This is a genomic window from Thalassolituus maritimus (genome assembly GCF_900156675.1).
Classification (GTDB): Bacteria; Pseudomonadota; Gammaproteobacteria; order Pseudomonadales; family Oceanobacteraceae; genus Thalassolituus; species Thalassolituus maritimus.
In genome coordinates this window covers 274,622-299,459 of sequence record NZ_FTOH01000001.1, presented here as the reverse complement: position 1 = coordinate 299,459, position 24,838 = coordinate 274,622, and the positions used below count along the sequence as shown (strand labels likewise).

At 52.8% G+C, this 24,838-nt stretch carries 24 protein-coding genes and 1 tRNA gene; 19 read left to right on the top strand and 6 right to left on the bottom strand.

Annotated elements, in window-relative coordinates; all coding sequences use genetic code 11:
• Positions 1-34 precede the first annotated feature (34 nt).
• Positions 35-1,921, top strand: a complete 1,887-nt coding sequence (locus tag BW941_RS01400; RefSeq protein ID WP_076513711.1) for a phytase — start codon at positions 35-37, stop codon at positions 1,919-1,921.
• A 39-nt stretch (positions 1,922-1,960) separates the two neighbouring features.
• On the opposite strand, the gene BW941_RS01395 is transcribed toward BW941_RS01400, so the two are convergent.
• The 4 genes from BW941_RS01395 to hemA are packed head-to-tail and all read right to left on the bottom strand — an operon-like array spanning position 1,961 to position 5,938.
• Complete coding sequence (locus tag BW941_RS01395; RefSeq protein ID WP_076513709.1) at positions 1,961-2,761, bottom strand: HesA/MoeB/ThiF family protein; 801 nt, start codon at positions 2,759-2,761, stop codon at positions 1,961-1,963.
• Complete coding sequence (gene prmC, locus BW941_RS01390; protein ID WP_076513707.1) at positions 2,758-3,597, bottom strand: peptide chain release factor N(5)-glutamine methyltransferase; 840 nt, start codon at positions 3,595-3,597, stop codon at positions 2,758-2,760. Before prmC ends, BW941_RS01395 begins: the two co-directional genes overlap by 4 nt.
• Positions 3,594-4,679: a peptide chain release factor 1 gene (gene prfA, locus BW941_RS01385; protein WP_076513704.1), complete on the bottom strand. Its 1,086-nt coding sequence runs from the start codon at positions 4,677-4,679 to the stop codon at positions 3,594-3,596. Before prfA ends, prmC begins: the two co-directional genes overlap by 4 nt.
• Positions 4,676-5,938: a glutamyl-tRNA reductase gene (hemA, locus tag BW941_RS01380; protein ID WP_068439434.1), complete on the bottom strand. Its 1,263-nt coding sequence runs from the start codon at positions 5,936-5,938 to the stop codon at positions 4,676-4,678. The genes prfA and hemA overlap by 4 nt, the downstream gene beginning before the upstream one ends.
• Positions 5,939-6,079: 141 nt before the next feature.
• Between hemA and BW941_RS01375 the strand changes: the two genes are divergently transcribed.
• From BW941_RS01375 to BW941_RS17790, 11 genes are all read left to right on the top strand, one after another.
• Entirely contained in the window at positions 6,080-7,822 is a 1,743-nt protein-coding gene (locus tag BW941_RS01375; protein ID WP_084188480.1) for a tetratricopeptide repeat protein, read from the top strand.
• Between the two features lies 1 nt (position 7,823).
• Entirely contained in the window at positions 7,824-8,414 is a 591-nt protein-coding gene (lolB, locus tag BW941_RS01370; protein WP_076513701.1) for a lipoprotein insertase outer membrane protein LolB, read from the top strand.
• Entirely contained in the window at positions 8,407-9,276 is an 870-nt protein-coding gene (ispE, locus tag BW941_RS01365) for a 4-(cytidine 5'-diphospho)-2-C-methyl-D-erythritol kinase (RefSeq protein ID WP_076513698.1), read from the top strand. The genes lolB and ispE overlap by 8 nt, the downstream gene beginning before the upstream one ends.
• Positions 9,277-9,280: 4 nt before the next feature.
• Positions 9,281-9,355: transfer RNA gene (locus BW941_RS01360), tRNA-Gln, on the top strand.
• 46 nt (positions 9,356-9,401) lie between these two features.
• Positions 9,402-10,343, top strand: a complete 942-nt coding sequence (locus BW941_RS01355) for a ribose-phosphate pyrophosphokinase (RefSeq protein ID WP_076513695.1) — start codon at positions 9,402-9,404, stop codon at positions 10,341-10,343.
• 119 nt (positions 10,344-10,462) lie between these two features.
• Positions 10,463-11,107: a 50S ribosomal protein L25/general stress protein Ctc gene (locus BW941_RS01350; protein WP_175607843.1), complete on the top strand. Its 645-nt coding sequence runs from the start codon at positions 10,463-10,465 to the stop codon at positions 11,105-11,107.
• Positions 11,108-11,190: 83 nt separating this feature from the next.
• Positions 11,191-11,778, top strand: coding sequence for an aminoacyl-tRNA hydrolase (pth, locus tag BW941_RS01345; RefSeq protein WP_076513690.1), 588 nt, complete (start codon positions 11,191-11,193; stop codon positions 11,776-11,778).
• A gap of 56 nt (positions 11,779-11,834) precedes the next feature.
• A complete protein-coding gene (gene ychF / locus BW941_RS01340) occupies positions 11,835-12,926 on the top strand; it encodes a redox-regulated ATPase YchF (protein ID WP_076513687.1) in 1,092 nt (363 codons plus the stop codon).
• Positions 12,927-13,069: 143 nt separating this feature from the next.
• Complete coding sequence (locus BW941_RS01335; RefSeq protein ID WP_076513685.1) at positions 13,070-14,290, top strand: multidrug effflux MFS transporter; 1,221 nt, start codon at positions 13,070-13,072, stop codon at positions 14,288-14,290.
• Between the two features lie 79 nt (positions 14,291-14,369).
• Complete coding sequence (locus BW941_RS01330) at positions 14,370-14,939, top strand: TetR/AcrR family transcriptional regulator (protein WP_175607842.1); 570 nt, start codon at positions 14,370-14,372, stop codon at positions 14,937-14,939.
• Positions 14,940-14,955: 16 nt separating this feature from the next.
• Positions 14,956-15,132 carry a hypothetical protein gene (locus BW941_RS17790; protein WP_175607841.1) on the top strand — a complete coding sequence of 59 codons (177 nt, stop codon included), beginning with the start codon at positions 14,956-14,958 and terminating at the stop codon, positions 15,130-15,132.
• A gap of 32 nt (positions 15,133-15,164) precedes the next feature.
• On the opposite strand, the gene BW941_RS01325 is transcribed toward BW941_RS17790, so the two are convergent.
• On the bottom strand, positions 15,165-15,767 hold the full coding sequence (locus BW941_RS01325) for a hypothetical protein (RefSeq protein ID WP_076513681.1): 603 nt from the start codon (positions 15,765-15,767) through the stop codon (positions 15,165-15,167).
• A gap of 307 nt (positions 15,768-16,074) precedes the next feature.
• On the opposite strand from BW941_RS01325, the gene BW941_RS01320 reads away from it, so the two are divergent.
• The 7 genes from BW941_RS01320 to BW941_RS01290 all read left to right on the top strand — a co-directional run bounded on the left by BW941_RS01320 (position 16,075) and on the right by BW941_RS01290 (position 22,834).
• Positions 16,075-17,016, top strand: coding sequence for a hypothetical protein (locus tag BW941_RS01320; protein WP_076513678.1), 942 nt, complete (start codon positions 16,075-16,077; stop codon positions 17,014-17,016).
• A 112-nt stretch (positions 17,017-17,128) separates the two neighbouring features.
• Positions 17,129-18,487 carry a tRNA (N6-isopentenyl adenosine(37)-C2)-methylthiotransferase MiaB gene (miaB, locus tag BW941_RS01315; protein WP_076513675.1) on the top strand — a complete coding sequence of 453 codons (1,359 nt, stop codon included), beginning with the start codon at positions 17,129-17,131 and terminating at the stop codon, positions 18,485-18,487.
• 23 nt (positions 18,488-18,510) lie between these two features.
• Positions 18,511-19,611 (top strand): PhoH family protein, encoded by a 1,101-nt coding sequence (locus BW941_RS01310; protein ID WP_076513672.1) that lies wholly within the window; start codon positions 18,511-18,513, stop codon positions 19,609-19,611.
• Positions 19,608-20,084, top strand: a complete 477-nt coding sequence (gene ybeY, locus BW941_RS01305) for an rRNA maturation RNase YbeY (RefSeq protein WP_076513669.1) — start codon at positions 19,608-19,610, stop codon at positions 20,082-20,084. Before BW941_RS01310 ends, ybeY begins: the two co-directional genes overlap by 4 nt.
• 62 nt (positions 20,085-20,146) lie before the next feature.
• On the top strand, positions 20,147-20,983 hold the full coding sequence (locus tag BW941_RS01300; RefSeq protein ID WP_076513666.1) for a CorC family transporter: 837 nt from the start codon (positions 20,147-20,149) through the stop codon (positions 20,981-20,983).
• 8 nt (positions 20,984-20,991) lie between these two features.
• Positions 20,992-22,509: an apolipoprotein N-acyltransferase gene (gene lnt / locus BW941_RS01295; RefSeq protein ID WP_076513663.1), complete on the top strand. Its 1,518-nt coding sequence runs from the start codon at positions 20,992-20,994 to the stop codon at positions 22,507-22,509.
• A complete protein-coding gene (locus tag BW941_RS01290; RefSeq protein ID WP_076513661.1) occupies positions 22,490-22,834 on the top strand; it encodes a DUF6164 family protein in 345 nt (114 codons plus the stop codon). The genes lnt and BW941_RS01290 overlap by 20 nt, the downstream gene beginning before the upstream one ends.
• On the opposite strand, the gene BW941_RS01285 is transcribed toward BW941_RS01290, so the two are convergent.
• Complete coding sequence (locus BW941_RS01285) at positions 22,824-24,818, bottom strand: acyltransferase family protein (RefSeq protein ID WP_076513658.1); 1,995 nt, start codon at positions 24,816-24,818, stop codon at positions 22,824-22,826. The genes BW941_RS01290 and BW941_RS01285 overlap by 11 nt on opposite strands.
• Between the last annotated feature and the right edge of the window lie 20 nt (positions 24,819-24,838).

Genomic DNA, 24,838 nt, shown 5'->3' with positions numbered 1-24,838 from the left:
TACCTGTCTCCCGAATACCTGATACGGATACACCATGAAAGCACATCAAACTAAGCTGAAAATGCTTTTTACAGCCACCGCAATAAGCTCTGCGTTTATAAGCGGATGTGCGAGTTACTCAGAGTCACCCGATAATATTTCAGCTTCTAATCCCGCTAGCCTGGACGTTCACGCGACAGGCATCACATCGGAAACCGGTTGGCAGTTACACTCGCCGAGCTGGATTCTCACCACCAACAACAACGGCCTGACGCTCGATAATAAAAGCCTCACAGGTAACTTTCGCGCAGAGTATGGCGACCAGCGTGGCGACCTGGTAGTCACTGTCAATGACAGTGCTAAAACCCTGGTCGCTCATCATCTCGGTAAACAGCAGACCGTTTCATCCCAGCCATTATCTTTTGCGGTTGAGGGACTGTGTCTTTACCAGCCCGATAATCAGAACACTCAGCTTTTTATTCTTGGCGATGACCATCTCGCACGTCAGTACGTATTGGATATCGACAGTAAAAATGTGCTGACAGAAATCCGCACGCTACCACTGCCGCCAGAAACAGAAAATTGCGTCGTCAGTGATGATCTTAATACGCTTTACGTCAGTGAAGAGAGCATGGGTGTCTGGGCCTATGCCGCTTCTGCCGAAGCACCGTATTCGCGTACAGCCGTCGACCTGGTCGCGCCCTATGGAAACCTTCCGGAAAATGCAGGCTCGTTATCCATCGTTGGAAATCAGTTGATCGTTGCCAGCACGGGCGAACGCTATATCAGTAGCTACGCAATCGGGCCCACCAGCGCCGCAGAACCACAACAGTGGGTGCTGAAAAATGGTTTTGAAATTGAAACTTTCCGCGCCTGGACTTCCGGTGAAGAGGTGCATTTTTCAGCGTTTGACGATGCATCAGGTGAGCTTTATGAGGGCAGGCTTCCACTGACTGACATTTCTCCTATTAACGTCCCGGTAACGCACTCGGTCACACCAACCGCTGAAACATCGCGCGTTATTTCTGCCGGTGACGCCGCAGATGATCCGGCTATCTGGGTAAACAGCAATAGTGCAGAAGGCAGCCTGATTCTAGGCACCGATAAACAGTATGGTCTGGATGTATACGACTTAACCGGTAAGCTGAAACAGAGGCTGGATAATGGACGTCTGAACAACATTGATGTCCGCTACAATCAGGAACTTGCCGGCAAGGTCGTTGATATCGCCGCCGCCAGTCACCGGGACCTGAGTGCCATCAGCCTGTTTGCCATAGATCAGACTTCAGGGCACGTTTCCTGGGTGAGTGATATAAAAACCCAACTGGATGATGTCTACGGCCTGTGCATGGCTCAGACCAATCAGGGCACTTACGTCTTTATTAATGATCAGGACGGCCGCTACGAGCAGTATAAAATCATTACTGAAAACGACATCTGGTCAGCGGAGCGGGTACGGGAGTTCGCCCTTCCTTCTAAACCAGAAGGCTGCGTTGCCGATGATAAAAACAATCGCCTTTTTGTCGGCGAAGAGGCAGTCGGCGTCTGGCTGACATCCATCTCTGCAGATAACGCACCGGACCCGGAGTTGATCATTAAAGTCGATGACAACCTCGTTGCCGATGTCGAAGGCATGTCCATTTATCACGGTACCGAAACAAGTTATCTGGTGGTCAGTAGTCAGGGCGACGACAGCTACGTGCTTTATTCAAGTGAAGCGCCTTATGAGTATGTCGGCCGGTTTAACATTGCAATGAACGCCGCCGCAGGTATTGATGGAGCATCGGAAACCGACGGACTCGACGTAACCTCTGCAGCGCTGGGCAGTGCCTATCCTGATGGTTTGCTGGTCGTTCAGGATGGCCGGAATGTGATGCCCGCGGAAAACCAGAACTACAAGCTGGTGAGCTGGTCAGACATCGCGCGCGAACTCAAACTCTGATGGTCATAGCCGCTACTAAGTAGTAGCGGCCCCGTCAGCTCAGCCGGAGCAATAATCGCTCTGGCACGAACAGGTCTGACGAGCCGGTACTTTCCAGCGCTGCCAGTCTCCTGTGCCGGCATCGTATGTTCGGAGATAACCGTGCTGCGGCGCACCGAACCCAACGATTAAGCGCAACGCTTCCACCACCTGAGTCGTGCCAATAATGCCGACTACCGGCGATAGAATACCGTTTTCTGAGCACGTCAAAGCGCCATCCTGCAACGCCGGATAGAGACACCGATAACAAGGCGCTCCTTCCTCACGAGGGTCGAACACAGCAACCTGGCCATTCAGAGCAACGGCGGCACCGGATACCCAGGGCATGCACTTCTGCAGGCAGACTTCGTTGATCGCGTAACGGATCGCGGCGTTATCTGAGCAATCGACGATGACCGTCAGGCCGTCATCTGAGCTAACTTGTCCGTTTAACGCGTCCTCTGAGCTCAACCAGTCCTGTTGGCTCAACCACTCAGAGTCAGCACGCTGAGCATAGCAGGATATCTTTACATCCGGATTAACCGCCTGACAGCGCTGAGCGGCGGATTCTACCTTGCTCAGGCCCACTGAAGCTGAATCGTGAACCACCTGCCGCTGCAGGTTTGAAACCTCAACCTGATCGTCGTCTACCAGAATCAGATGCCCGACTCCCGATGCCGCCAGATACAGCGCCACCGGTGATCCGAGACCACCCAGTCCTATGACTACAACCGTCGCTCTGGAAATGGCTTCCTGCCCCTCGATATCTACCTCAGGGAGCAGAATATGGCGGCTATAACGAAGCAGTTGATCATCCTTCATTCATGCACTCCCGGCAGTTGTCCACCACTGATACGCGGGTTGCCGCCCAGGTCGCGACGGTTCTGCACGCTCACGAAGCCCCTTTGACGTAAGTAGTCACATACCGCCTCAGCCTGATCGTACCCATGTTCCAGCAACAACCAGCCGTCAGGCTTCAGATAATCAGGCGCGTGATCAATAATATGAAACAGATCCGCCAGCCCTGACTGCTCAGCCACCAGTGCCGAGGCAGGCTCAAAACGCACGTCGCCCTCAGCGAGATGGTTATCGTGAGGATCAATATAAGGCGGGTTTGAGACAATCAGATCGAAGTGGCCGTTGACGCGCTCAAACCAGCTGCCATGAATCAGATGGATATCAAGCTCCAGACGCGAGGCGTTGCTCTGCGCCAGCGCATAGGCATCGACATCGAACTCCACGGCTTCAACAGACCAGGCGGGATATTCACTTTTAATGGCCAGCGCAATCGCGCCTGTGCCGGTGCCAAGATCAATAGCCCTTGCGGCGTCTGGCAGATCAAGATCCAGCACCCATTCAATCAGAGTTTCAGTATCCGGCCTTGGGATAAGTGTCGAAGGCGCAACCCGGAGTGGCAAAGACCAGAACTCTCTTACACCCGTCAGATGCGCTATGGGATGCCCCTCCATACGTCGGGCCAACAAGGTATCGAGCGAGTCTTGTTGAGATTCTGTCAGCGGTTTTTCTGGCCAGGTGTATAGCCAGGCGCGATTCACATCCAACACATGCATCAACAGGAGTTCTGCATCCGCACGAGAGGACTCACTGTCGGTCAGTGACGCCTGCGCCCGAGCCAGCCAGTCGCCAACAGTAATCACTGCCCCGCCATTTCAGCCAACAGGTTGGCCTGATGCTCGTGAATCAGAGGTTCAATCACAGGTGACAGATCGCCTTGGACGATTTCATCAAGCTTGTAGAGGGTCAGATTAATGCGGTGGTCGGTCACCCGGCCCTGAGGATAGTTGTAGGTACGGATACGCTCCGAGCGATCGCCCGAGCCGACCAGGGATTTACGGGTGGCGGCCTGCTCTGCCTGAGCGGCAATGCGCTGGGCGTCACGCAGACGCGTCGCCAGCATAGCCATGGCTTTGGCCTTGTTCTTGTGTTGCGAACGCTCGTCCTGACATTCAACCACAACGCCAGTTGGCAAGTGCGTAATACGGATAGCGGAGTCGGTTTTGTTGACGTGCTGACCGCCCGCGCCAGAGGCCCGGAAAGTATCAATCCTCAGATCGTTCTTATTGATATCTACTTCGTCTTCACTCTCGACTTCGGGCATCACAGCGACGGTACAGGCTGAAGTGTGAATTCGCCCCTGACTTTCGGTTTCTGGAACACGCTGGACACGATGAGCGCCGGATTCGAACTTCAGACGTGAGTACACATCTGTGCCACTGATACGCACGATCACCTCTTTGAATCCGCCATGCTCACCGTCATTTGCGCTCATCATTTCTGTGCGCCAGCCCTGCGTTTCTGCAAAGCGGGTGTACATGCGATACAAGTCACCGGAGAAAATAGCCGCTTCATCACCGCCAGTTCCGGCACGGATTTCGACAATCACATTGCGACCATCGTCCGGGTCTTTCGGCAACAGAAGAATCTCAATGCGTGCTTCAAGCGCTGCGATCACCTCTTTCGCATTCTCAAGCTCTTCTTGTCCCATAGCTCGCATATCTGGATCATCATCGGACGCTAGGAGCTCGGCCTCTTCGCGGTCAGACACCGCCTGCTCATAATCTGAATACGCTTTGGCGACCTCTTCCAGCTCTGCATATTCCTTGGAAAGATTACGGAATTTATCCTGATCGCCAATGACATCTGGGTCAGACAGCAGGTGCCCAACCTCTTCGTAGCGGTCTCTGAGACTTTCCAGTTTTTGCAGTATCGAAGGTTTCATTCGTTTGAGTTATCCAGATCGAACAGTTCGCGACTCCAGTCGAGAACTTCACGACGCCCTTCGGCGCCAGCACGGCGCAGGGCCGTCATGGGTTTATGCAGCATTTTATTGCCGAACGTGTGAGCAAACGTTCGTAGAACTTTTTCGGGGTCTCCGCCGTTCTGAATCTGCTTCAGAGCTTTCTCAAGCTGCTCATCCCGTAATGTTTCAACGTAGCTACGCACGTCAGTGAGAGTGCTGACGGCATCAAGCGCTTTCAGCTCACGCATGTAATGCTCAACGCCAGCTTCAATCAGCTCTTCCGCCTGCTGAGCAGCATCCTCTCTCGAACGGACATTTTCTTCAATGATGTCCCTGAGATCATCAACGCTGTAGAGGTAGACATCGGAGAGCTCACCCACTTCGGCTTCAATATCTCGTGGTACTGCGATATCGACCATGAACATAGGCTTGTGACGGCGCTTTTTCAGCGCCTTCTCAACCATCCCTTTGCCAAGGATCGGTAGTGGACTGGCCGTCGATGAAATCACGATGTCAGCGTCCGGCAACACCACGGGGATATCTTCCAGCAACACCGCTTCTGCATGAAACTCCTGCGCCAGTGTCTGAGCACGCGCCAGCGTACGATTCGCCAGAGTCAGGTGCTCAACACCCGCCTGGCGAAGATGTCGGGCAACTAACTCTATGGTTTCCCCTGCACCAATCAGTAAGGCGCGGCTATTTTTCATATCCGCAAAGATATGCTGCGCCATACGCACAGCCGCAAAAGCGACTGACACAGGGTTCTGGCCGATGGCAGTATCAGTACGGACACGCTTGGCGATTGAGAATGTCTGACGGAAAAGACGGCCTAGCTCAGACCCGACCGTGCCGGCCTCCTGAGCCACTGCAAATGCCGATTTCATCTGGCCCAGAATCTGTGGTTCGCCAAGTACCAGCGAATCCAGACCACTGGCCACGCGCATGGTGTGCGATACCGCGTCGTCGTTTTCGAGAGAATAAAGAGAGGCTTCAAGGTCCGTGCGGCCGATCTCCTGATTCTGTTCCAGCCAGTGGCCGATCAGATCAGGACAGCGATCGTCTGCAGTGCAGTAAATTTCGGTGCGGTTACAGGTCGATAGAACAACGACTTCAGAGACACAATCCAGGGCGCGAAGGTTTTTCAATACATCAGGCATACCGGCAGGATCAAACGCCACCCGTTCGCGTACAGCAACAGGAGCGGTTTTGTGGTTAATGCCCAATGCCCAGATACTCATTCTGCCGCCAGAGTTCCTCGCCTAAAAGCCGCGATTATAAACAGCCATACGGGAATTTTCCCGCTAAATCTTTGACTTACCTGTCCAAGTAACCCTAAATAACGACATAGTTGCATACCGGATCTGCTGATAAACCACACCATGGCCAACGCTGAACAGTTCTGGCGCGTCGGACGGACGCTCCTCACACTGGGCCTGACCGCTGTTACCGCGGCCTGCGCCTCACTGAATTCAAAGTCTCCCGAGGAGCCTGCTACTGCGCCCCCGGAAAAAATTGTCGAGTACAAAGCCATTCCGGCAAATACCATGTATTCACTGCTGGTTGCTGAGATGGCCGGACAACGTCAACGCTACGACGTTGCGCTCTTTCATTATCTCGATCAGGCCCGCAAAACCCGCGACCCTAATGTCGCGGAACGTGCTCTGCGTATCGCTCAATACATTGGCGCCGCAGGGTTTGCCGCTGAAGCTTCTGAGATATGGCTGGAAGTAGAGCCCGATGACCCAGGCGCGGTGCAGGCCGCCGCTCAGGTTGCTCTGGGCCGTAAAGACTTTGATCAAAGCCTCGACCTTTATGCCCGCTTTTACGAGATGACAGGCGTAGCGCAGTTTGATTTCTATGCAGCTGCCTTACTATCCAATGATGAAGTTATACGCAGTGAGCGGCTGGGTGCCCTCGACGCACTGACGCCGACCTATCCCGAAAGCGGTAATCTGGTGTACGGTCAGGCATTGTTACTCCAGTCTCTGGGGCAGGATGATGCTGCAATCCAGCGCATTGATCAGGCCCTGAAACTTGAGCCGGGGCTACTGCCGGCGGCTGTTCAGAAGGCACGTATTCTGGCTCGTAACCAACGCGTTGATGAAGCCATCGACTGGCTGGATAAGCTGCTGGATGATCACCCCGACAACAAGCAGATTGCGGTGTTACGTGCTCGTATGCTCCTGCAGTTAGGTGACGTTCGTGAGGCACGCAATGCCTTTGCTGCCATCAACCGACAATATCCTAACGACGACCAGATCATTCTGTCGCTGGCACTACTGGAAGAAGAACTGGAAAACTACAGTGAAGCAAAACCGCTTTTGCGTGAATTGCTGAACAGCAGTGATAAACAATCAGAAGCCAGTTATTACCTGGGACGCATTGCTGCCAGTGAAAATGATCCAGATCTGGCGATCAGTTACTACCGCCAGATTGGCGACAGTCGCGAGTTCCTGCCTGCACAACTGGCTGCCGCTCAGCTTCTCAATCAGGAGCAGGGACCTGATGCAGCCACCAGCTACCTGCAGGAACGCAGTGCCGAATTCCCTCAATACGCTGGGCAGCTCCGTCGCCTTGAAACGGATATTTTAATCAAAGCCGGACGCCAACAGGAGGCGTTCGAGAGTGTCTCCATCGCCCTGGAAGCCGAGCCTGGAGACACAAACCTGCGCTATACGCGTGCCATGCTGGCCGAGCGTTTGGGGAATATGGAGCTACTTGAAAGTGATCTGCGCCAGATCATTGAACAGAACCCGGAACATGCCGAAGCACTCAATGCACTGGGCTACAGCCTTGCCAATAAAACCGACCGGTTTGAGGAAGCTGAGCCTCTGATTGAACGAGCCATTGCCCTCCAGCCCGACAACCCAGCCATCATAGATAGCCTCGGTTGGCTGTACTTTCGTGAAGGTAAGCTGAACGAGGCTGGCCCTCTTCTACTCGATGCATGGAACCGTATGAATGACCATGAGATCGCGGCGCACCTGGGCGAATGGTACTGGGCTACCGGTGATAAAGAATCTGCTTACGACATCTGGGCAAAGGGGCTTGAACTCGAACCAGAGAGTGAGGTCATTCATGAGACCTTACAACGCCTTGGTGTCGACCCGTCGGATTTATAACATGCTTCGTTTTCTTACCCGGCTGCCTCTTGCGGCCGCAATTCTGCTGATGTCAGCCTGTGCTTCGTTTCTTCCTCAGGGAGGCAGTGATGCTCTCCAAGACAGTCTTAATGACGTTCAGCACTGGCAGGTCCGCGGCAAAATGTCGGTTATCACACCCGATGACAGCGCGACTGGCTACATGGACTGGAAACAGAATCAACGCGAGTTTGATCTGTATATCGCCGGCCCCCTGGGACAGGGAGCAACACGACTGACCGGCGATAAACGCTCCGCTGCACTCACTCTTCCCGGCTGGGACGAACCTCGTCATGCCGAATCACCGGAAGAACTGATGTTGCTCTATCTCGGCTGGAATTTTCCGGTGTCTGATATCCGCTATTGGGTAAAAGGCCAGGCCAGTCCGAACGGCAATGCCAACACTGAGTACGACGAGAGTGGCCTTCTGTCACGCATGGAACAGTACGGCTGGACCATCACCTACAAGCGCTACTCAAATCAGAATGGCTACTGGCTGCCGGGTCTGGTCAAAGTGAGTGGCCACGATTTCCGTTTTACCTTTTCTATCCGTGAGTGGACTCTGCATGACTGAGCGAAACGACGACAAGTGGCTGACTCTCCCCGCGCCTGCCAAGCTCAATCTGTTTCTGCATATCACCGGACGTCGGGCGGACGGCTACCACAATCTGCAGACCCTGTTTCAATTTCTGGACTATGGCGACGAGCTGTCGTTCCGGGTGCGCGACGATAGCGAGTTAACTCTCAGCCCCGCCATCGATGACGTTCCTTTCGAAGACAATCTGATAATCAAAGCGGCAAGACTGCTGCAGTCCCGTGCGACCGGCAAAACACCCGGAGCAGACATTCAGCTTAAGAAAATCCTGCCCATGGGAGGCGGGCTGGGTGGCGGAAGCTCAGACGCTGCGACCACATTGCTCGCGCTCAACCACCTCTGGCAGCTCAACCTGAGCCTTGATGAGCTGGCAGATATGGGGCTGGCGCTTGGCGCCGATGTGCCCGTATTTATCCGCGGCGAAGCGGCCTTTGCCGAAGGCGTTGGTGAAGTCCTGACCCCGGTGCCAGAGCTCGACGAACCCTGGTTTCTGGTGGTCTGTCCGCAAGTACATGTAAATACTGCAAAAATTTTCTCGCACGAGGGCTTGACCCGGGATACAGAGGTCATTAATATTCGCACCGCGTTGAGGCAAGGGGGCAGAAATGACTGCCAGCAAGTTGTCACGATGCTCTACCCAGAAATAGGTAAAGCATTGAATTTGCTAAATAAATTTTCCTTTGCTAAGATGACGGGCACTGGAGCTTGCATATTTTCAAGCTTCGGTTCTGAGACAGAAGCCAGACAGGTTTCTGACCAGTTACCGGCTGAGTATGTGGCCTTTGTTGCGAAAGGAACTAACCTTTCAACGACGCATAAGGTATTATTCAGACCGTCTTAAATGCTGGGGTGTCGCCAAGTGGTAAGGCAACGGGTTTTGATCCCGTCATTCGCAGGTTCGAGTCCTGCCACCTCAGCCAATTCTATCTCCTCCATCTTTGAAATCACTGCATCAAGGGGACGACTGTGTCTAAGTTGATGGTATTTACCGGTAATGCAAATCCGGAACTGGCTAAGCTCGTCGTCGAGCGTCTCGATCTTTCCCTTGGCGAAGCCACCGTGGGCAAATTCAGTGATGGTGAGATAACCGTCGAAATTAATGAAAACGTTCGCGGTAAAGACGTTTTTATCCTGCAGCCTACCTGCGCACCAACCAATGATAACCTGATGGAAATGCTGCTGATGGCCGACGGTCTGCGTCGTGCATCCGCAAGCCGTATCACGGCCGTTGTTCCATATTTTGGCTACGCCCGTCAGGATCGTCGTCCACGCAGTGCTCGTGTGCCTATTTCTGCACGCGCCGTGGCTGACATGATGTCAGGCTCTGGTATTGACCGTGTTCTGACTGTTGACCTGCACGCTGACCAGATTCAGGGTTTTTTCGATATCCCTGTAGATAACGTGTATGGCTCCCCTATCCTGCTGGACGATATTGAACGTCAGAGCTTCGAAGATCTGATCGTAGTATCACCAGACATTGGCGGTGTTGTTCGTGCACGAGCAATCGCTAAGCAGCTTAACGTTGACCTCGCGATCATCGACAAGCGTCGTCCTAAGGCGAATGTATCTGAAGTCATGCACATTATTGGTGATGTGAAAGACCGTACCTGTGTTCTGGTCGATGATATGGTCGATACCGCCGGTACTCTGTGTCAGGCGGCAAAAGCATTGAAAGAATTTGGTGCGAAAAAGGTTGTCGCTTACTGTACGCATCCTGTACTATCCGGGCCCGCGATTGAACGCCTTGCCAGTGCAGAGCTCGACGAGCTGGTAGTGACTGATACTATCCCGCTGTCTGAAGCCGCCCGCGCAACCGGCACGATCCGCCAATTGACCATTGCAGGTCTGCTGGCAGAGTCGATCCGTCGCGTAAACAACGAAGAATCCATCAGTGCGATGTTCCGTTAAGCCACGCGCTTAAGAACAACGAACCGATTACCGGCAACACCATAAGGTGTTGCTATAACGACCGCCGGCGTTGGTCGCAAACTCCGGCGGTTTTTACATCCTGAAATGAGGAAATCACTATGTCAGACTTCACTTTGTCTGCTGTAACTCGCGAAGATGCGGGGAAAGGTGCGAGCCGCCGCCTGCGTCGCGAGAACGGCGTTCCAGCAATCATCTACGGCGGTAAAGCCGGTGGTAACGACCGTAAACCTACGCCTATCACTCTGAAGGCGAATGAACTGAACAAAGCTCTGGAATCAGAAGCCTTCTACAGCTCAATCATCACTCTGTCTGTTGATGGCAAAGACGAAACTGTGATCCTGAAAGATCTGCAGCGTCACCCTGCAAAAGCTATGATCTGGCACGCTGACTTCCAGCGCGTGAGTAAGTCTTCTAAGATCACCACTACCGTTCCACTGCACTTCCTGAACGAAGACACCTGTAAAGGCGTTAAGCTGGGCGGCGGTAAGATCATGCACCAGATGACTACTCTCGAAATCGTATGTGCTGCTGGCGACCTGCCAGAGTTCATCGAAATCGACATGGCTGACGTAGAAGTTGGCGGCGTAATTCACTTGTCTGACCTGAAACTGCCTAAAGGCGTTGAGTCACTGGCACTGTCACACGGTCCAGAGCACGACACTTCTGTTGTTTCTGTTATTGAGCCTAAAGGTTCGAAAGAAGACGACGCTGAAGACGCTGAAGCTGAAGGCGGCGACGAGTAATCGTTGCGCTCAGAGAAAAGCGGGGCTTGTCCCCGCTTTTTTATTGTCTGCTATTTATCACACTGATATCGAATGGACATTGTATGGCTGATCCAATTCGCTTAATCGTAGGCCTGGGCAACCCTGGCGCAGAATACGAAAACACCCGCCACAATGCCGGTTTCTGGCTGGTTGAACGCCTCGCCCGACAGGAAGGCATCACACTTTCGCCAGACAAAAAATTCTTCGGACTCTCTGGCAAAGGTCGCATTGGCGGTCAGGAATGCTATCTGCTGATGCCAACGACCTTTATGAATCGCAGTGGTCAGGCGGTGGCCGCATTGGCGAGCTTCTACAAGATAAAAACCAGTGAAATTCTGGTCGTCCATGATGAGCTGGATATGCCCCCCGGCGTTGCTAAGTTCAAAACCGGTGGCGGTCACGGTGGACAGAACGGTCTTCGCGATATCATCGCTCGTATGAGCAATCAGAAAGATTTCCATCGCCTGCGTGTCGGTATTGGTCACCCGGGTGATAAAAATCTGGTCACCGGTCATGTACTGGGACGCGCCAGCAAAGCAGAGCAACAAGCCATCGATAGTGTCATCGATGAGGCAATACGTGTGCTGCCAGATGCGATCGCCGGTGACTTGCCTAAAGCTATGAATCGACTTCACAGCTTTAAAGGGTAAAATACCCGCCACAAGTAATCAGATACACCAACCAAACATACGATCGGGATACAGAAATGGGCTTTAAATGCGGAATCGTTGGTCTGCCCAACGTCGGTAAATCAACACTCTTCAACGCTCTGACCAAATCAGGCATCGCGGCAGAGAACTTCCCCTTCTGTACCATCGAGCCGAACACCGGCATGGTGAATATGCCCGATCCACGCCTTGATGCACTGGCAGCGATCGTTAACCCTGAGAAAGTCATTCCAACCGCCATGGAATTCGTCGATATCGCGGGCCTGGTCGCTGGCGCATCAAAAGGTGAAGGTCTGGGTAACCAGTTTCTGGCCAACATCCGCGAAACAGACGCGATAGCACACGTTGTACGCTGCTTCGAAGACGACAACGTTATCCACGTAGCGAATCAGGTAGACCCTGCGGCCGATATCGACATCATCAATACTGAGCTGGTGCTGGCTGACCTTGATTCATGTGAGAAACAGCTACAGCGCGTCACCCGTACCGCGAAAGGCGGCGATAAAGACGCTATCGCTCAGAAGGCCCTGCTTGAGAAGCTGATTCCTCATTTTGAAGAAGGCAAAACCGCCCGCATGCTGGATATGGACGACGATGAGAAACGTGTTGCACGTCAATTCCATCTTCTGACCACCAAACCAACCATGTACATCGCCAACGTTTCAGAAGAAGGCTTTGAGGATAATCCTTATCTGGATACAGTACGCGAAGTCGCTGCATCAGAAGGTGCTTCAGTGGTCGTGGTATGCAACAAGATTGAAGCGGAAATTTCAGAACTGGAAGACGACGAAAAGGCCGACTTCCTGGAAATGATGGGCATGGAAGAACCGGGACTGGACCGCGTTATCCGCGCTGGTTATCAACTTCTGGGCCTACAGACCTACTTTACCGCAGGTGTTAAAGAAGTACGCGCCTGGACCATCAAAGTAGGCTCAACGGCACCGCGTGCGGCCGCTGCGATTCACACCGACTTTGAGCGCGGCTTTATCCGTGCCGAAGTCGTTGGCTACGACGACTTCATTGAGTTCAATGGCGAGAACGGTGCAAAGGAAGCCGGTAAGTGGCGCTTAGAAGGCAAAGAATACATCGTTAAAGACGGCGACGTTATCCACTTCCGCTTCAACGTCTGATCAACGCACAACCGGCTCATCCAGACCTGGCTTCAGGGGCTCTCCCTGAAGCCAAAATTTTTGGAACAATCAATTCATTTTTTCACTCTCTTAATTCACCAGCGAAACAACTAGACTAGAGTCTGTAAACTGCCCGGTGATTTATGACGACTCCTGCATTCCGACTACCACTGCCACTCCTGCTGGCCATGCTGACCGCCATTGGTCCTCTCTCCATCGACATGTACCTGCCTGCAATGGCAGCCATGGCCGGATCACTAAGCAGTGATATTCATCATGTCGAACTATCAGTCAGCACCTTTCTGCTCGGGTTTGCGCTCGGTCAGATTTTGGGCGGACCAATGTCTGACCGGGTTGGGCGACGCCCGGTGATCTTTCTTGGGTTAGTTTTGTTTGCCATTGCCAGTTTGGCTCTGACCCACGTAAGTTCTCTCGATGGCCTCCTGTTGTTACGCGGCCTGCAGGCAATCGGCGGCGGGTTGGCCGTTGTGAACTCGACCGCCATTGTCCGTGACCATTTTGATGGCACTGACATTGCGAGAGTCCTGTCTATGGTGGCCATGATCATGATGGCCGCACCACTTGCTGCGCCATTATTAGGCTCCCTGGTGCTGACCTTCAGTGGCTGGAGAAGTATTTTCGGTATTCTCAGTGCCTACGCAGCTCTTCTCATCGCCATTCTGGTCTGGCAGCTTCCTGAGAGTCACCCTCCTCACCGGAGGGTTAAGCGTTCGCCATGGGCAGGGTATGCGACCGTCCTGAAACACCGTGTCGCACGTCGATATATTCTGATGCTGGCAAGCGCATACAGTGGCATGTTTGTATTTATCACCGCATCGCCGTACCTGTATCTCGAGCACTTTGGGCAGAGTGAACAGACGTTCCCATGGTTATTCGGTGCGAATGTCATTGTCATCATGCTGATGAACCGGCTGAACATATTCTGGCTCCGATACTGGTCACCGCAGCGACTGCTGACCGCAGGTATTCTGTTGCAGTTCGCGTCAGCTCTGGCGTTACTGATGCTTACTCTGTCGCCTTACTTCAAGCTCCCTGTGGTTCTGCCGCTACTGATGATCTACGTTGGCTCTCTGGGCCTGATCACAGCCAATACCATGGGCACCGTCATGCAGTATTTCCGCGAGGTTGCGGGGTCAGCCACGGCACTGATGGGCGTCATTCAGTTCAGTGGCGGCGCTCTTGCAGGGCTCCTTTGGGGGAAACTTCACGACCATACCCCTATCCCTATGATGGAGGTGTCCCTGCTGACCGCATCTCTGGCACTGATATTTCTGCTATTCGCGCGCAAAGCCAACCAATCTGAGGCAGGCGAGAACAGTATTCACGCATCCGCAACAGACTGATGCATACAAGCAACAATCAATACTTGAGTAATTTGCTCAGGAGTATCAGAATGAACGTTCATTCCGCCTTATGAATAAAATGGACAAACGCGAACTTATCATCACCGCCACCTGCGATCTGATTGCAGAGAACGGTCTTCAGGCAACGCCTATTTCAATGGTTGCCAAAGAAGCCTGTTGTGGTGCGGGAACTATCTACCGCTACTTCGAAACCAAAGAAGAGCTGATAGAAGATGTTTACCTGACCCTGATGGAGCGTTTTTCAGACGCTTGCCTGAAGGGTCTGGATGAAAACGCAAGCGTAAGGGAACAATTGAACAGCGTGTGGCTCAATCTATATCACTACATGCGTGAAGTTCCCCGGGACGCCCTGCTCCTTGATCAGTTAAGCGTTGCCCCTGCAATACGCGGTGAGCTACAGGAACAAGGAAAACGTCGCCTGAAGGAGAAAATTGATCCTCTTTTTGCGCGCGGTAGGGAAGAGGGACTGATTAAAGATATCCCCGACGATGTGCTGGGGGTATTTGTGTATGGCGGAATTTCGACGCTGTTACGTACCGACCGTAACGCGCCTTGTGCAGTTCCAACGGAAGTGACCGACGAAATGCTTCTCAGCATATGCTGGGGAGCAATAGAGAAACGCGACTGATATTCAGGAGAGTAAGATGGCTACAGCACTGATTGATGCAGAGAAGCAGACACCAGCTAGCACGAGCGCAGCGAATGAGTCTATGCGACGCGCGGCCAAGGCAACCGCGAGTACTGACTATTACGACCTGATTGGCAATATTGCGCTCGAACGTCGGCGCCTCCGCAATAGCGAAGGGGCTGCTGCAGAATAAGCAGCCCTCTCCCGTATTCCATTACCAGTCAATCAATGGAATACGGCGTCTTCTCCTGTGTCGCTCTCGGCAAAGGCCGGTGGCAAAGCGCTGTCCCGGTTAATAACGAAGACGCTATGTTCGGGCACAACCGAAACACCTTCAGCTTCGATGTCTTCAAGTAAGATGCACGTCAGATCAATCGAATCCATACCGACTACAATGGCCATTGGGCAGCCATAGTGAGTGTGAATCGCGACCAGATCACCGATTTCTATGTCCTCACGGACCGTATTAATATCTCCGGCAACCAGATCATCACTCGGCCAAGGCGTCTTAAAGCGTGCCAGGGCAACAAGCTGAACAATCCCCTGAACGACACCATCGTTGATGTCCAACACCATGCCCTCATCGGTTTCATCAGCATGATCATCCGATACGCGCTCAAGAAGATGCATAAACAGATCTGAATCTTCGTCCGTCCAGCGCACATCTACCGCCTGTGTACCAGTGCGTCGGGAACAAAAACTAACTTCGGTGGGTACGAGAGTGGCAGGTTCGCCTTCTCCCGCTGGCATCAGCAGACTGACCGCGTCAAAGCCTGAGTTATCGTTATTCTGAATACGCCAGTAAAGCGGTTGCATTTCTGCGTTCATAAGGTCAACTCCTTATTCACCTGGATCGGGTTTGGCCTGTAACAGGCAGTCTGAGCCGTGTCCCCCTTTCTGCAACACCTGTCTGAATGTATAGCAACCGTTACCTTCCGACACAAGCCCCATATTGTGTAAAGCTGCTGCAGTTCACACAGAGAGGCGTCAAAGCGGTCATAACAGGCCGTCGGGAACTCCCTGCATATTCCTGTTCTGCCGGGGCAGCGCTGATTAAAGCAGAGCCGCTCTGTGCTCCATGATAGACTGCGTCCATTTCTAGCGTAATCAAGGTCTGCCGAAGGAGATTGTTCTTATGACCCGTTATCCGCTCATTGGAGTTCTGTTCGCCACAACGGTTCTGGCGGGTTGTGCCTCAACGCCACAGGGGCTCGATAGAATTCAGGACCGTGCCAGCCGGGAGGCTGTCAGTACGGTGCGCTCCGGGGCGACCTTGATCAAAGAGGCCGAACAGCAGAAAAGCCAGGCCAAAGCTCAGGAAACTTACCGCTTTGCACCGGCCATGACTGACTCTGCCAACGACTATATCAACGATGCGAAGCAGGCCCGTGACAAAGGCAAAGCTGACAACGAAGTCAGAGAACTGGCATTAACGGCCTTGGCTACGTTTGAGAAGGCGCAGGATCACACCTTAGTTGCCAGAGAGACCCTTGCGCCCTCTCTGGCGCATCTCGAGGTTCTGAACAGTATCCGCGCCGATACCTATTACCCAAGTGAGTATCGCGCGGTCAATGAAGATCTCGACGGTATTATCCGGACTTTAGAGACCACTGGCGCACCAGCAAGCGCCAGCCAGACGCAACGCCAGCTTCTGCTGGATATGCACGACCTTGAGGTCCGGACCATTGGCTTCATCCAGCTGCAGCAGATCCGGAACCGGATTGCCGCCATGCGAGAAGCTGGCGCCGAAAAGTTAATTCCGCGCAGTTTCAGCACAGCAACAACAGCGCTGGCTTCCGCAGAAGACCTGATCAGCAAGACCCCCCGGGCTGACGCAGAGATCGCTGCGCAGCGGGAAGCAGCAAAAACCGCTGCCGACCATGCCCAGATCATTCTGGCAATGAGCAATGAGGTTCTGGACGCAGATAAAGACAATGCTGAAGCCTTGGTGTTGCGTATCGAGCGCTGGTTATACAACATCGCTGTCGCTTTGAAATACCCGGATATCCGTCACCTGCCCATGGATGAGCAATCGCGTCAGCTGGCTGAAGAAATTGAAGGTGTAATTCAGCGCTGACCCACGGATTCACAGGGGCGACAACCCGGCTTTCTCAGTCTCAGCACTGGCGAATAAGTGAGCAGAGGCTGTATACTGTCGCCCCTTTTTTTGAACGACCAGACACAGCAGTATGACTGAACAGGCGAAAAAGCTTTACATCAAAACCCACGGTTGCCAGATGAACGAATACGATTCATCACGTATGGCCGACATGCTGGGTGAAAGCCATAAAATGGTGGTCACGGACAACCCTGAAGAGGCTGACGTCATTCTGCTGAATACCTGCTCTATCCGTGAGAAGGCACAGGAGAAAGTCTTTCATGAACTGGGCCGCTGGAAGAACCTGAAAACGACCAATCCGGATCTTAAGATTGGCGTCGGTGGCTGTGTTGCCTCCCAGGAAGGCGACGCCATCATGAAACGCGCGCCTTTTGTGGATATGGTCTTTGGCCCGCAGACGCTGCACCGCCTGCCAGAAATGGTGAACAAGGCCAGTAATGCGATCCAGGTTGTGGACGTCACTTTCCCCGAAATCGAGAAGTTCGATCACCTGCCGGCCCCTAAGTCTGAAGGCAGCTCGGCGTTTGTGTCAGTGATGGAAGGCTGCTCAAAATACTGCACCTTCTGCGTCGTACCCTACACCCGCGGCGAAGAAGTCAGCCGCCCATTGGCTGACGTGCTGAAAGAATGTGAAGTGCTCGCAGCTCAGGGCGTGCGTGAAATTAACCTGCTTGGGCAGAACGTGAACGCCTATCAGGGTGACACGGGCGATGATGACCACACAGGTACAGCAGACTTAGCCGAACTGATTACTCGGGTCGCAGAAATCGAAGGCATTGACCGCATCCGCTTTACGACGTCTCATCCGGTCGAATTCAGCGACAGCCTGATCGATGTTTATGCGGAAGTCCCAGAGCTGGTCAGCCATATTCATCTGCCGGTTCAGAGCGGCTCTAACCGCATTCTTGCAGCCATGAAACGTGGTCACGAAATTGATCTTTATATCGATAAGATCCGCCGTCTGCGCGAACTGCGCCCTGATATCTCAATTTCATCCGACTTTATCATTGGCTTCCCGGGTGAGACGGAAGAAGACTTCCTCGACACCATGAAGCTGATCGACGAGATCGGTTTTGACACCTCATTCAGCTTTGTTTACAGCGCTCGCCCCGGTACTCCAGCAGCGCAGCTGGATGATGACACACCCGAATCACTGAAGAAGCAACGTCTGAAGATACTGCAGGATCGTATCGTGCAGAATGCACAGCAGATCAGCCGCCGCATGGTCGGACGTGAAGAAGTCATTCTGGTGACTGGCGTGTCTAAGAAAGACCCAGGCGAGCTTCAAGGCCGCACCGAAAACAACCGGGTGGTAAACTTTAAGTGTGACGATCAGTCTATGATCGGAAAATTCGTCCGGGTCAGCATTGAAGATGCCTACCCGAACAGCCTGCGTGGCGTCATCATTGACGCGTCGCAAGCGTACTGATCAACCATCATATCGAGGTCAATTTGTCCGACGAGCAGCAAAGCAGCACAAGCCCTGAACCGACCGCTAAACAGCATGCCGTGAGTTTTACTCTGGAGCCGGATGACGCCAGTCGTCTCGCCAACCTGTGCGGCAATCTGGACGGACATATCAAGCAGATTGCTGATCATTACGAGCTGGACATTTTTAATCGCGGCAGCCGCTTTCAGATCGAGGGCAAAGTCGGCCCGGCCAAGCGTGCCGCCGACTTACTGCAACGCCTCTACAAAGAAACCGGCAAAGGCACTGAAATCAGCCCAGACCTGATTCACCTGTTTCTACAGGAAGACAGTGCTCGCCCATCGCAACGCGGCAAGCGCACCTACGACGCCGACAAAGGCATCATCAAGACTCCGCTGGCGGTTATTAAGCCCAGAGGCGAGAACCAGCTTGAATATCTGGATCAGGTACGTAAATACGACATCAACTTCGGCATCGGCCCAGCCGGTACGGGTAAAACCTTCCTTGCCGTTGCCACCGCCGTTGAAGCCCTGATGCGTGATGATGTGAAACGTATTCTGCTGGTGCGCCCTGCGGTTGAGGCCGGTGAAAAGCTCGGCTTCCTGCCCGGTGACCTGGCTCAGAAAATTGATCCGTACCTGCGCCCGTTATACGACGCTCTGTACGAAATGCTGGGTTTTGAAGCCGTGACCAAGATGATTGAACGCAATCAGATTGAGATCGCCCCACTGGCTTACATGCGTGGTCGGACTCTGAGCCATTCGTTTGTGATTCTCGATGAAAGCCAGAACACCACGAAAGAACAGATGAAAATGTTCCTCACCCGGGTTGGCTTTGGCTCTAAGGCCGTGATTACCGGCGACATTACCCAGGTCGACCTGCCGCGAGGTGTGTATTCGGGCCTGAAACACGGTCTGGAAGTGCTCGACGGCGTCGAAGGCATCGGCATCACCCGCTTTAATAACCGTGACGTAGTACGCCACCCACTGGTTCAGCGGATCGTTGATGCGTACGACAAACACGACGAGAAAGAAGACGCGCGCCGCGCTGCTGAAAAAGCGCAGGCCAAGGCCGATGCACTCGCTGCTCAGGCAAGTAATCCCAACGAAGATCACGGCGAATGAACCTACTGTTAGATGTTCAGCTTGCTGAAAGTATCGAGCACCTCAATACCTTGCCGACCGAAGAGCAGCTCACCCTATGGGCAAGCACTGCGCTTAAAGGCCGTACTGATTTTGAGGAACCCGAGCTGACCATTCGCCTGACCGACGAAGAAGAAAGTCAGGCTCTGAACAGTGAGTATCGCGGCAAAGACAAACCCACCAACGTGCTGTCGTTTCCTTTTGAAATGCCTCCGGGCATACCGCTTGAGTTACTGGGTGATCTCGTCATCTGTGTCGGTGTGGTTGAACAGGAAGCGCGGGAGCAGGCAAAGACTACCGAGGCCCACTGGGCACATATGGTAATCCATGGTTGCTTGCATTTACTGGGGTACGACCATATAAAGGACGACGAAGCCGAAGAAATGGAAGCGCTGGAGCGCGACCTGCTGGCTTCGCTCGGCTATCCCGACCCATACGCTGCGGATACTGAGTAAGCAGTTTACACATAGGAAATTACCTCCGGGCTGACGTATCCCATCCGGAGAAAAGAGGCATCATGAGCGAAGACCGATCGGGCCAACCCCGAAGTTGGCTGGAAAAAATAAGCGACCTGTTTACGGACGAACCACGCACCCGTCAGGACCTGAAAGACATCGTACGAGAAGCGGCTGACCGCAGCATCGTCGACACCGAAACGCTCACTATTATTGAAGGCGCGCTGCAAGTCTCAGACATGCAGGTTCGCGACATCATGATTCCTCGCTCGCAGATGACCTCCATTCAGGAAAACGAAAGCCTGAAAGAGTACCTGCCACGTATTATCGATTCAGCGCACTCGCGCTTTCCTGTCATCAGCGAAAACCCGAACGAAGTTAGCGGTATTCTGCTCGCCAAAGACCTGCTGCCGTTGGTGGTTAAAGATAATGCCGATGATTTCCGCGTGCGCGATATTCTGCGCCCTGCCATCTTTGTTCCTGAGAGCAAACGTCTGAACGTGCTGCTGCGCGAATTCCGCTCGAACCGTAACCACATGGCCATTGTGGTCGACGAATTCGGCGGCGTAGCCGGCCTGGTAACCATCGAAGACGTTCTGGAGCAGATCGTTGGCGACATCGAAGACGAGCACGACTTCGACGACGAAGAAAACAACATCAAAGAAGTCGATCCGGGCGTTTACACCGTGAAAGCCCTGACGCCACTGAGCGACTTCAACGAAGCGCTGGATGCGAAGCTCCCTAACGCTGACTTCGATACTATTGGCGGCATCGTCACACATCATTTCGGCCGGGTGCCTGAATGTAATGAAAGCATCCGCATTGATGGTATGAAATTCCGTGTTATCAACGGCACCAGCCGTCAGATTAACCTGCTTGAAGTTCATACCGACGACTGAGCCCAATTATGTTCACACGCGCCGCCCTGCCATCATGGATCGCCCTAGTGGGAGGCGCGCTCTTTCCGTTTGCCCTCGCCCCTTATTTTCTCTGGCCTTTGGGCCTTATCAGCCTTGGTACTCTGTTTTACGCGCTGCAGAAAAGCAACACGGGCAAAACAGCCTTTAAGCGTGCCTGGTTATTCGGCCTTGGACAGTTCGGCTTAGGTGTCTCGTGGATTTACGTCAGCATGCATGACCACGGTGGCACACCCGCCTGGTTAGCTGTACCCGCTGTAGCGCTCTTTGCAGGCTTTCTCGCACTCATCCCCGGGTTCTGGTTTCTGTTACGTCAGAAACTCAGTGGGCACTCGTTGGCGGCTTTCAGTTTCGCGAGCTACTGGCTATTACAGGAATGGTGTCGAAGCTGGTTCTTAACCGGCTTCCCCTGGTTGTATGCCGGCGACGCTCACCTCTTTACCTGGCTGTCCGGCTGGGCGCCAGTGTCAGGTGCATACGTTATTTCGTTTATTCTGGCTCTGACAGCGGCCTCACTGGTCATTGTCGTACAGACCCGCAACTGGGTGTATTTAATGCCCCTTTTACTGTGGCCAGCGGGCGATGCACTGAAGCAGATTAACTGGACCCACGCGACCGGCACTATGTCCGTAGGTGTCGTTCAGGGGAATGTGGAACAGAACCGCAAATGGCTGAACGAAGAAATCTTCCCGACCATCGATCGCTATCAGGCAGATACCCGACCACTGCTGGGTAATGATCTGATCCTGTGGCCGGAGACTGCGATCACTCTGCTCTATCAACGCTATCAGCCTTACATGGAATTATTTGCCGAAGAGCTGCAGGAAAATAACAGCACTGTCATTACTGGTATTCCGTTTCGCTGGCCACGCGGTACCGAGTTAGAAGGCGAATACCACAACAGCATCATCGCTTTTGGTGACGGCGAAGGCGTTTACCACAAGCAACGACTGGTGCCTTTTGGCGAATATATTCCGCTTGAAAGTGCGATCCGCGGCCTGATTCCGTTTTTTGATCTGCCTATGTCCAGCTTCCGCGCCGGTGAAATCGATCAGGACCTGCTGAAAGTCACCGTGCATCAAGGTGACTCAACCGAACTCGCCTTAGTCGCTCCCTATATCTGCTACGAAATTGCTTACCCGGATCTGGTGCTGGAAACTGCAAAAAATGCCGACCTGCTGGTAACCATCAGCAACGATGCCTGGTTTGGGGATTCACTCGGACCTAAGCAACATATGGCGCTGGCACAGATGCGTGCACTTGAAACCGGACGCTGGATTCTGCGCTCGACTAACACAGGTATTTCAGCGCTGGTGAATCACAAAGGTGAAATCACAGACCGTATCCCGGTCAGTGAGCGCACCAGTTTCAGCTCGATTGCAGAGCGTCGCACGGGCGAAACCCTGTATATGAAAATCGGTGTATTGCCACTGCTGTGTTTCGCATTCACCCTGATTGCACTTGCAACCCTTATTCAAAGGAAAGGTCGTGGCGAAACTGCTCTTTAAACTCAACGGCGTTACAGAAGAAGAAGCAAACTTTGTTCGCGAGCGTCTTGATGAAGCCAACGTTGATTACTACGAAACCAATCAAGGCCGCTGGGGTATTTCACTTGCAGCCATCTGGTTAAAAAACAAAGACGACTACACCGACGCCCGCGCTCTTCTCGATAAAATTCAGGAAGACTGGCTGGAAGAAGTACGGCAGCATCCGATACCAACCATGGGTCAGCGCTTCTATGAGCGCCCGACCAGTTTTATCTTAACCCTGATCGCCATTGCGGCGATCATAGGTTTATCTGTGCTGCCATTTCTTGGGGCGTTTACAGAGTAGAGAATCTCGAGCGTTCACTTCGAGTATCAATAACTTCACCGAAGATCTCATTCACTACCCGCTCTGCCCCGTAATAGTTTACGTGGTTTGAGTCCGAAAAAAGCAATCTCTTATTTTCGTCATACTGCCTGCAAGATCCAGCCTCGCAAAACAGATGCTGCACAGGTAGGAGTGTGACCTTATTTTCATATTGCTCAAGCAGCGGTAACACTCTGTGATTCCGAAGGCGATATTCTGCTTGATCAAGCGCAGGCAGCAATGAGACCGCCTGATCGATACTTTCGGCATAGCCGAGAAACATGGCTTTCTCGACAAAGTCGTTTGCGCGTTGCTCAAACTCAGGAACAGGGAAAACGAGGATGATATTCTTACCGGCCGACTCAATACTAGCCATGGTTTCCTCCATTGAGCGTTCAAGGACAGTCGCATTATCAGAAACTAGGGATGCGCGGCCTTCGTTATCTCTTACTTTGCGGGGTGTATCGTTATCCCTGAAACCCTCGGTATAAATCGCCCATTCTGCCAGCATAATAACCGTATCAACGTCTGGATTTTCAAGAATCGACTCAAACGCGGACGACATGATGTCCGCACAGCCTTCCTCTGCCTCAAAGCCATTTAACAACGGAGCACAGTAGCCGCCACTTACAGCAATGGCGGACACACCGGCTTCGGTCAGATAATCATCCGCGTAATCGAAAATAGCACCTGCATGAGAATCGCCAATAATGGCGTATCTGAGCTCTCCCTCACCGACAAGGCAAAATTCACCCGTCGCCATCTCTTCAACTGACCGGCGCCCTTTCTTGTGACAATAACTCTCTCGAACATTAGGAATTTCTTTCAATGCCTCAACGACGTCCAGGCCACTTCTTTCTGGAAAGCCGCGTTGATGGTCAATGGCTCCTCCCACGATCACTATGCTGATTAAACCTGTAGCAGAGAAAGCAAAAATAGCTTTTCGACTGCGGCTGATTTTCAGGTTCTTCCTGAACGGTGTTTCTACGTACTTCCAGGTGAGGGTAGCAAGAGCCAGTGAAGCAACTACAAGTGCCAGCATGATTTCCTCATGCGGCTCATGTAGTGACCGAATTCTTGCAAAAGCAAACAGCGGCTGGTGCCAAAGATAGAGTGAATAACTAATCAAGCCTAAGAAGACGAAACCGCGAAGACTGAGCAACCGGGCGACCCAAGTACCGGAAGCGGCATATAGAATAATCAAGGCAGTGCCGACCACAGGAAGTAAGGCATACATCCCCGGGAAGGGTGTTTCTCCATCATAGATAAACACGGATACAAGGACAGCAATCAGTCCCAGGACAGAAAGCAGGTTACTTCTCTGTGCGCCATTCTGGTGGATATATAAAGCGAGTAATGAACCGGTAAAAAGCTCCCATGCGCGAGTATGAGGTAGATAGAAATTGGCTTCGGGCGCATGTATCAAGCTCCACTCACTCATCGCCAGACTCACCAGAGACGCAACCAGAATGCCCCAGAACAAACGTCGAGCGCCAAACTTCCAGAACGCAGCAAGAATCAGCGGAAACAACAGATAGTATTGTTCTTCCACCGCAAGACTCCACGTATGCAATAAAGGCATCGCCTCAGAAACAGGAGAGAAGTAATCATTCTCCTGCCAGAAAAATACGTTCGAGGAGAAAGTACCAACAGCGACTAAGCTCTTGCCAAAACCGATAAGCTCTTCAGGGACCATCCATAACAAAGCAAAGGGTATGCATGTCAAAGCGACAAAAAACAGCGCGGGAAGTATCCGTTTAGCCCGCCGCTCATAGAAATCTGCAATACTGAAACGTCCAGCTTTCAGATCTTCGATAAGAAGCGTGGTAATGAGATAACCACTGATGACAAAAAACACATCAACCCCGATGTAACCGCCCTGGAACCATTGAAAACCAGCATGAAAAAGTACGACGGGTAAGACAGCGACGGCTCTTAAGCCATCTATCTCTGGACGATATTGCAAATCTAAAACCTTATTCGTGT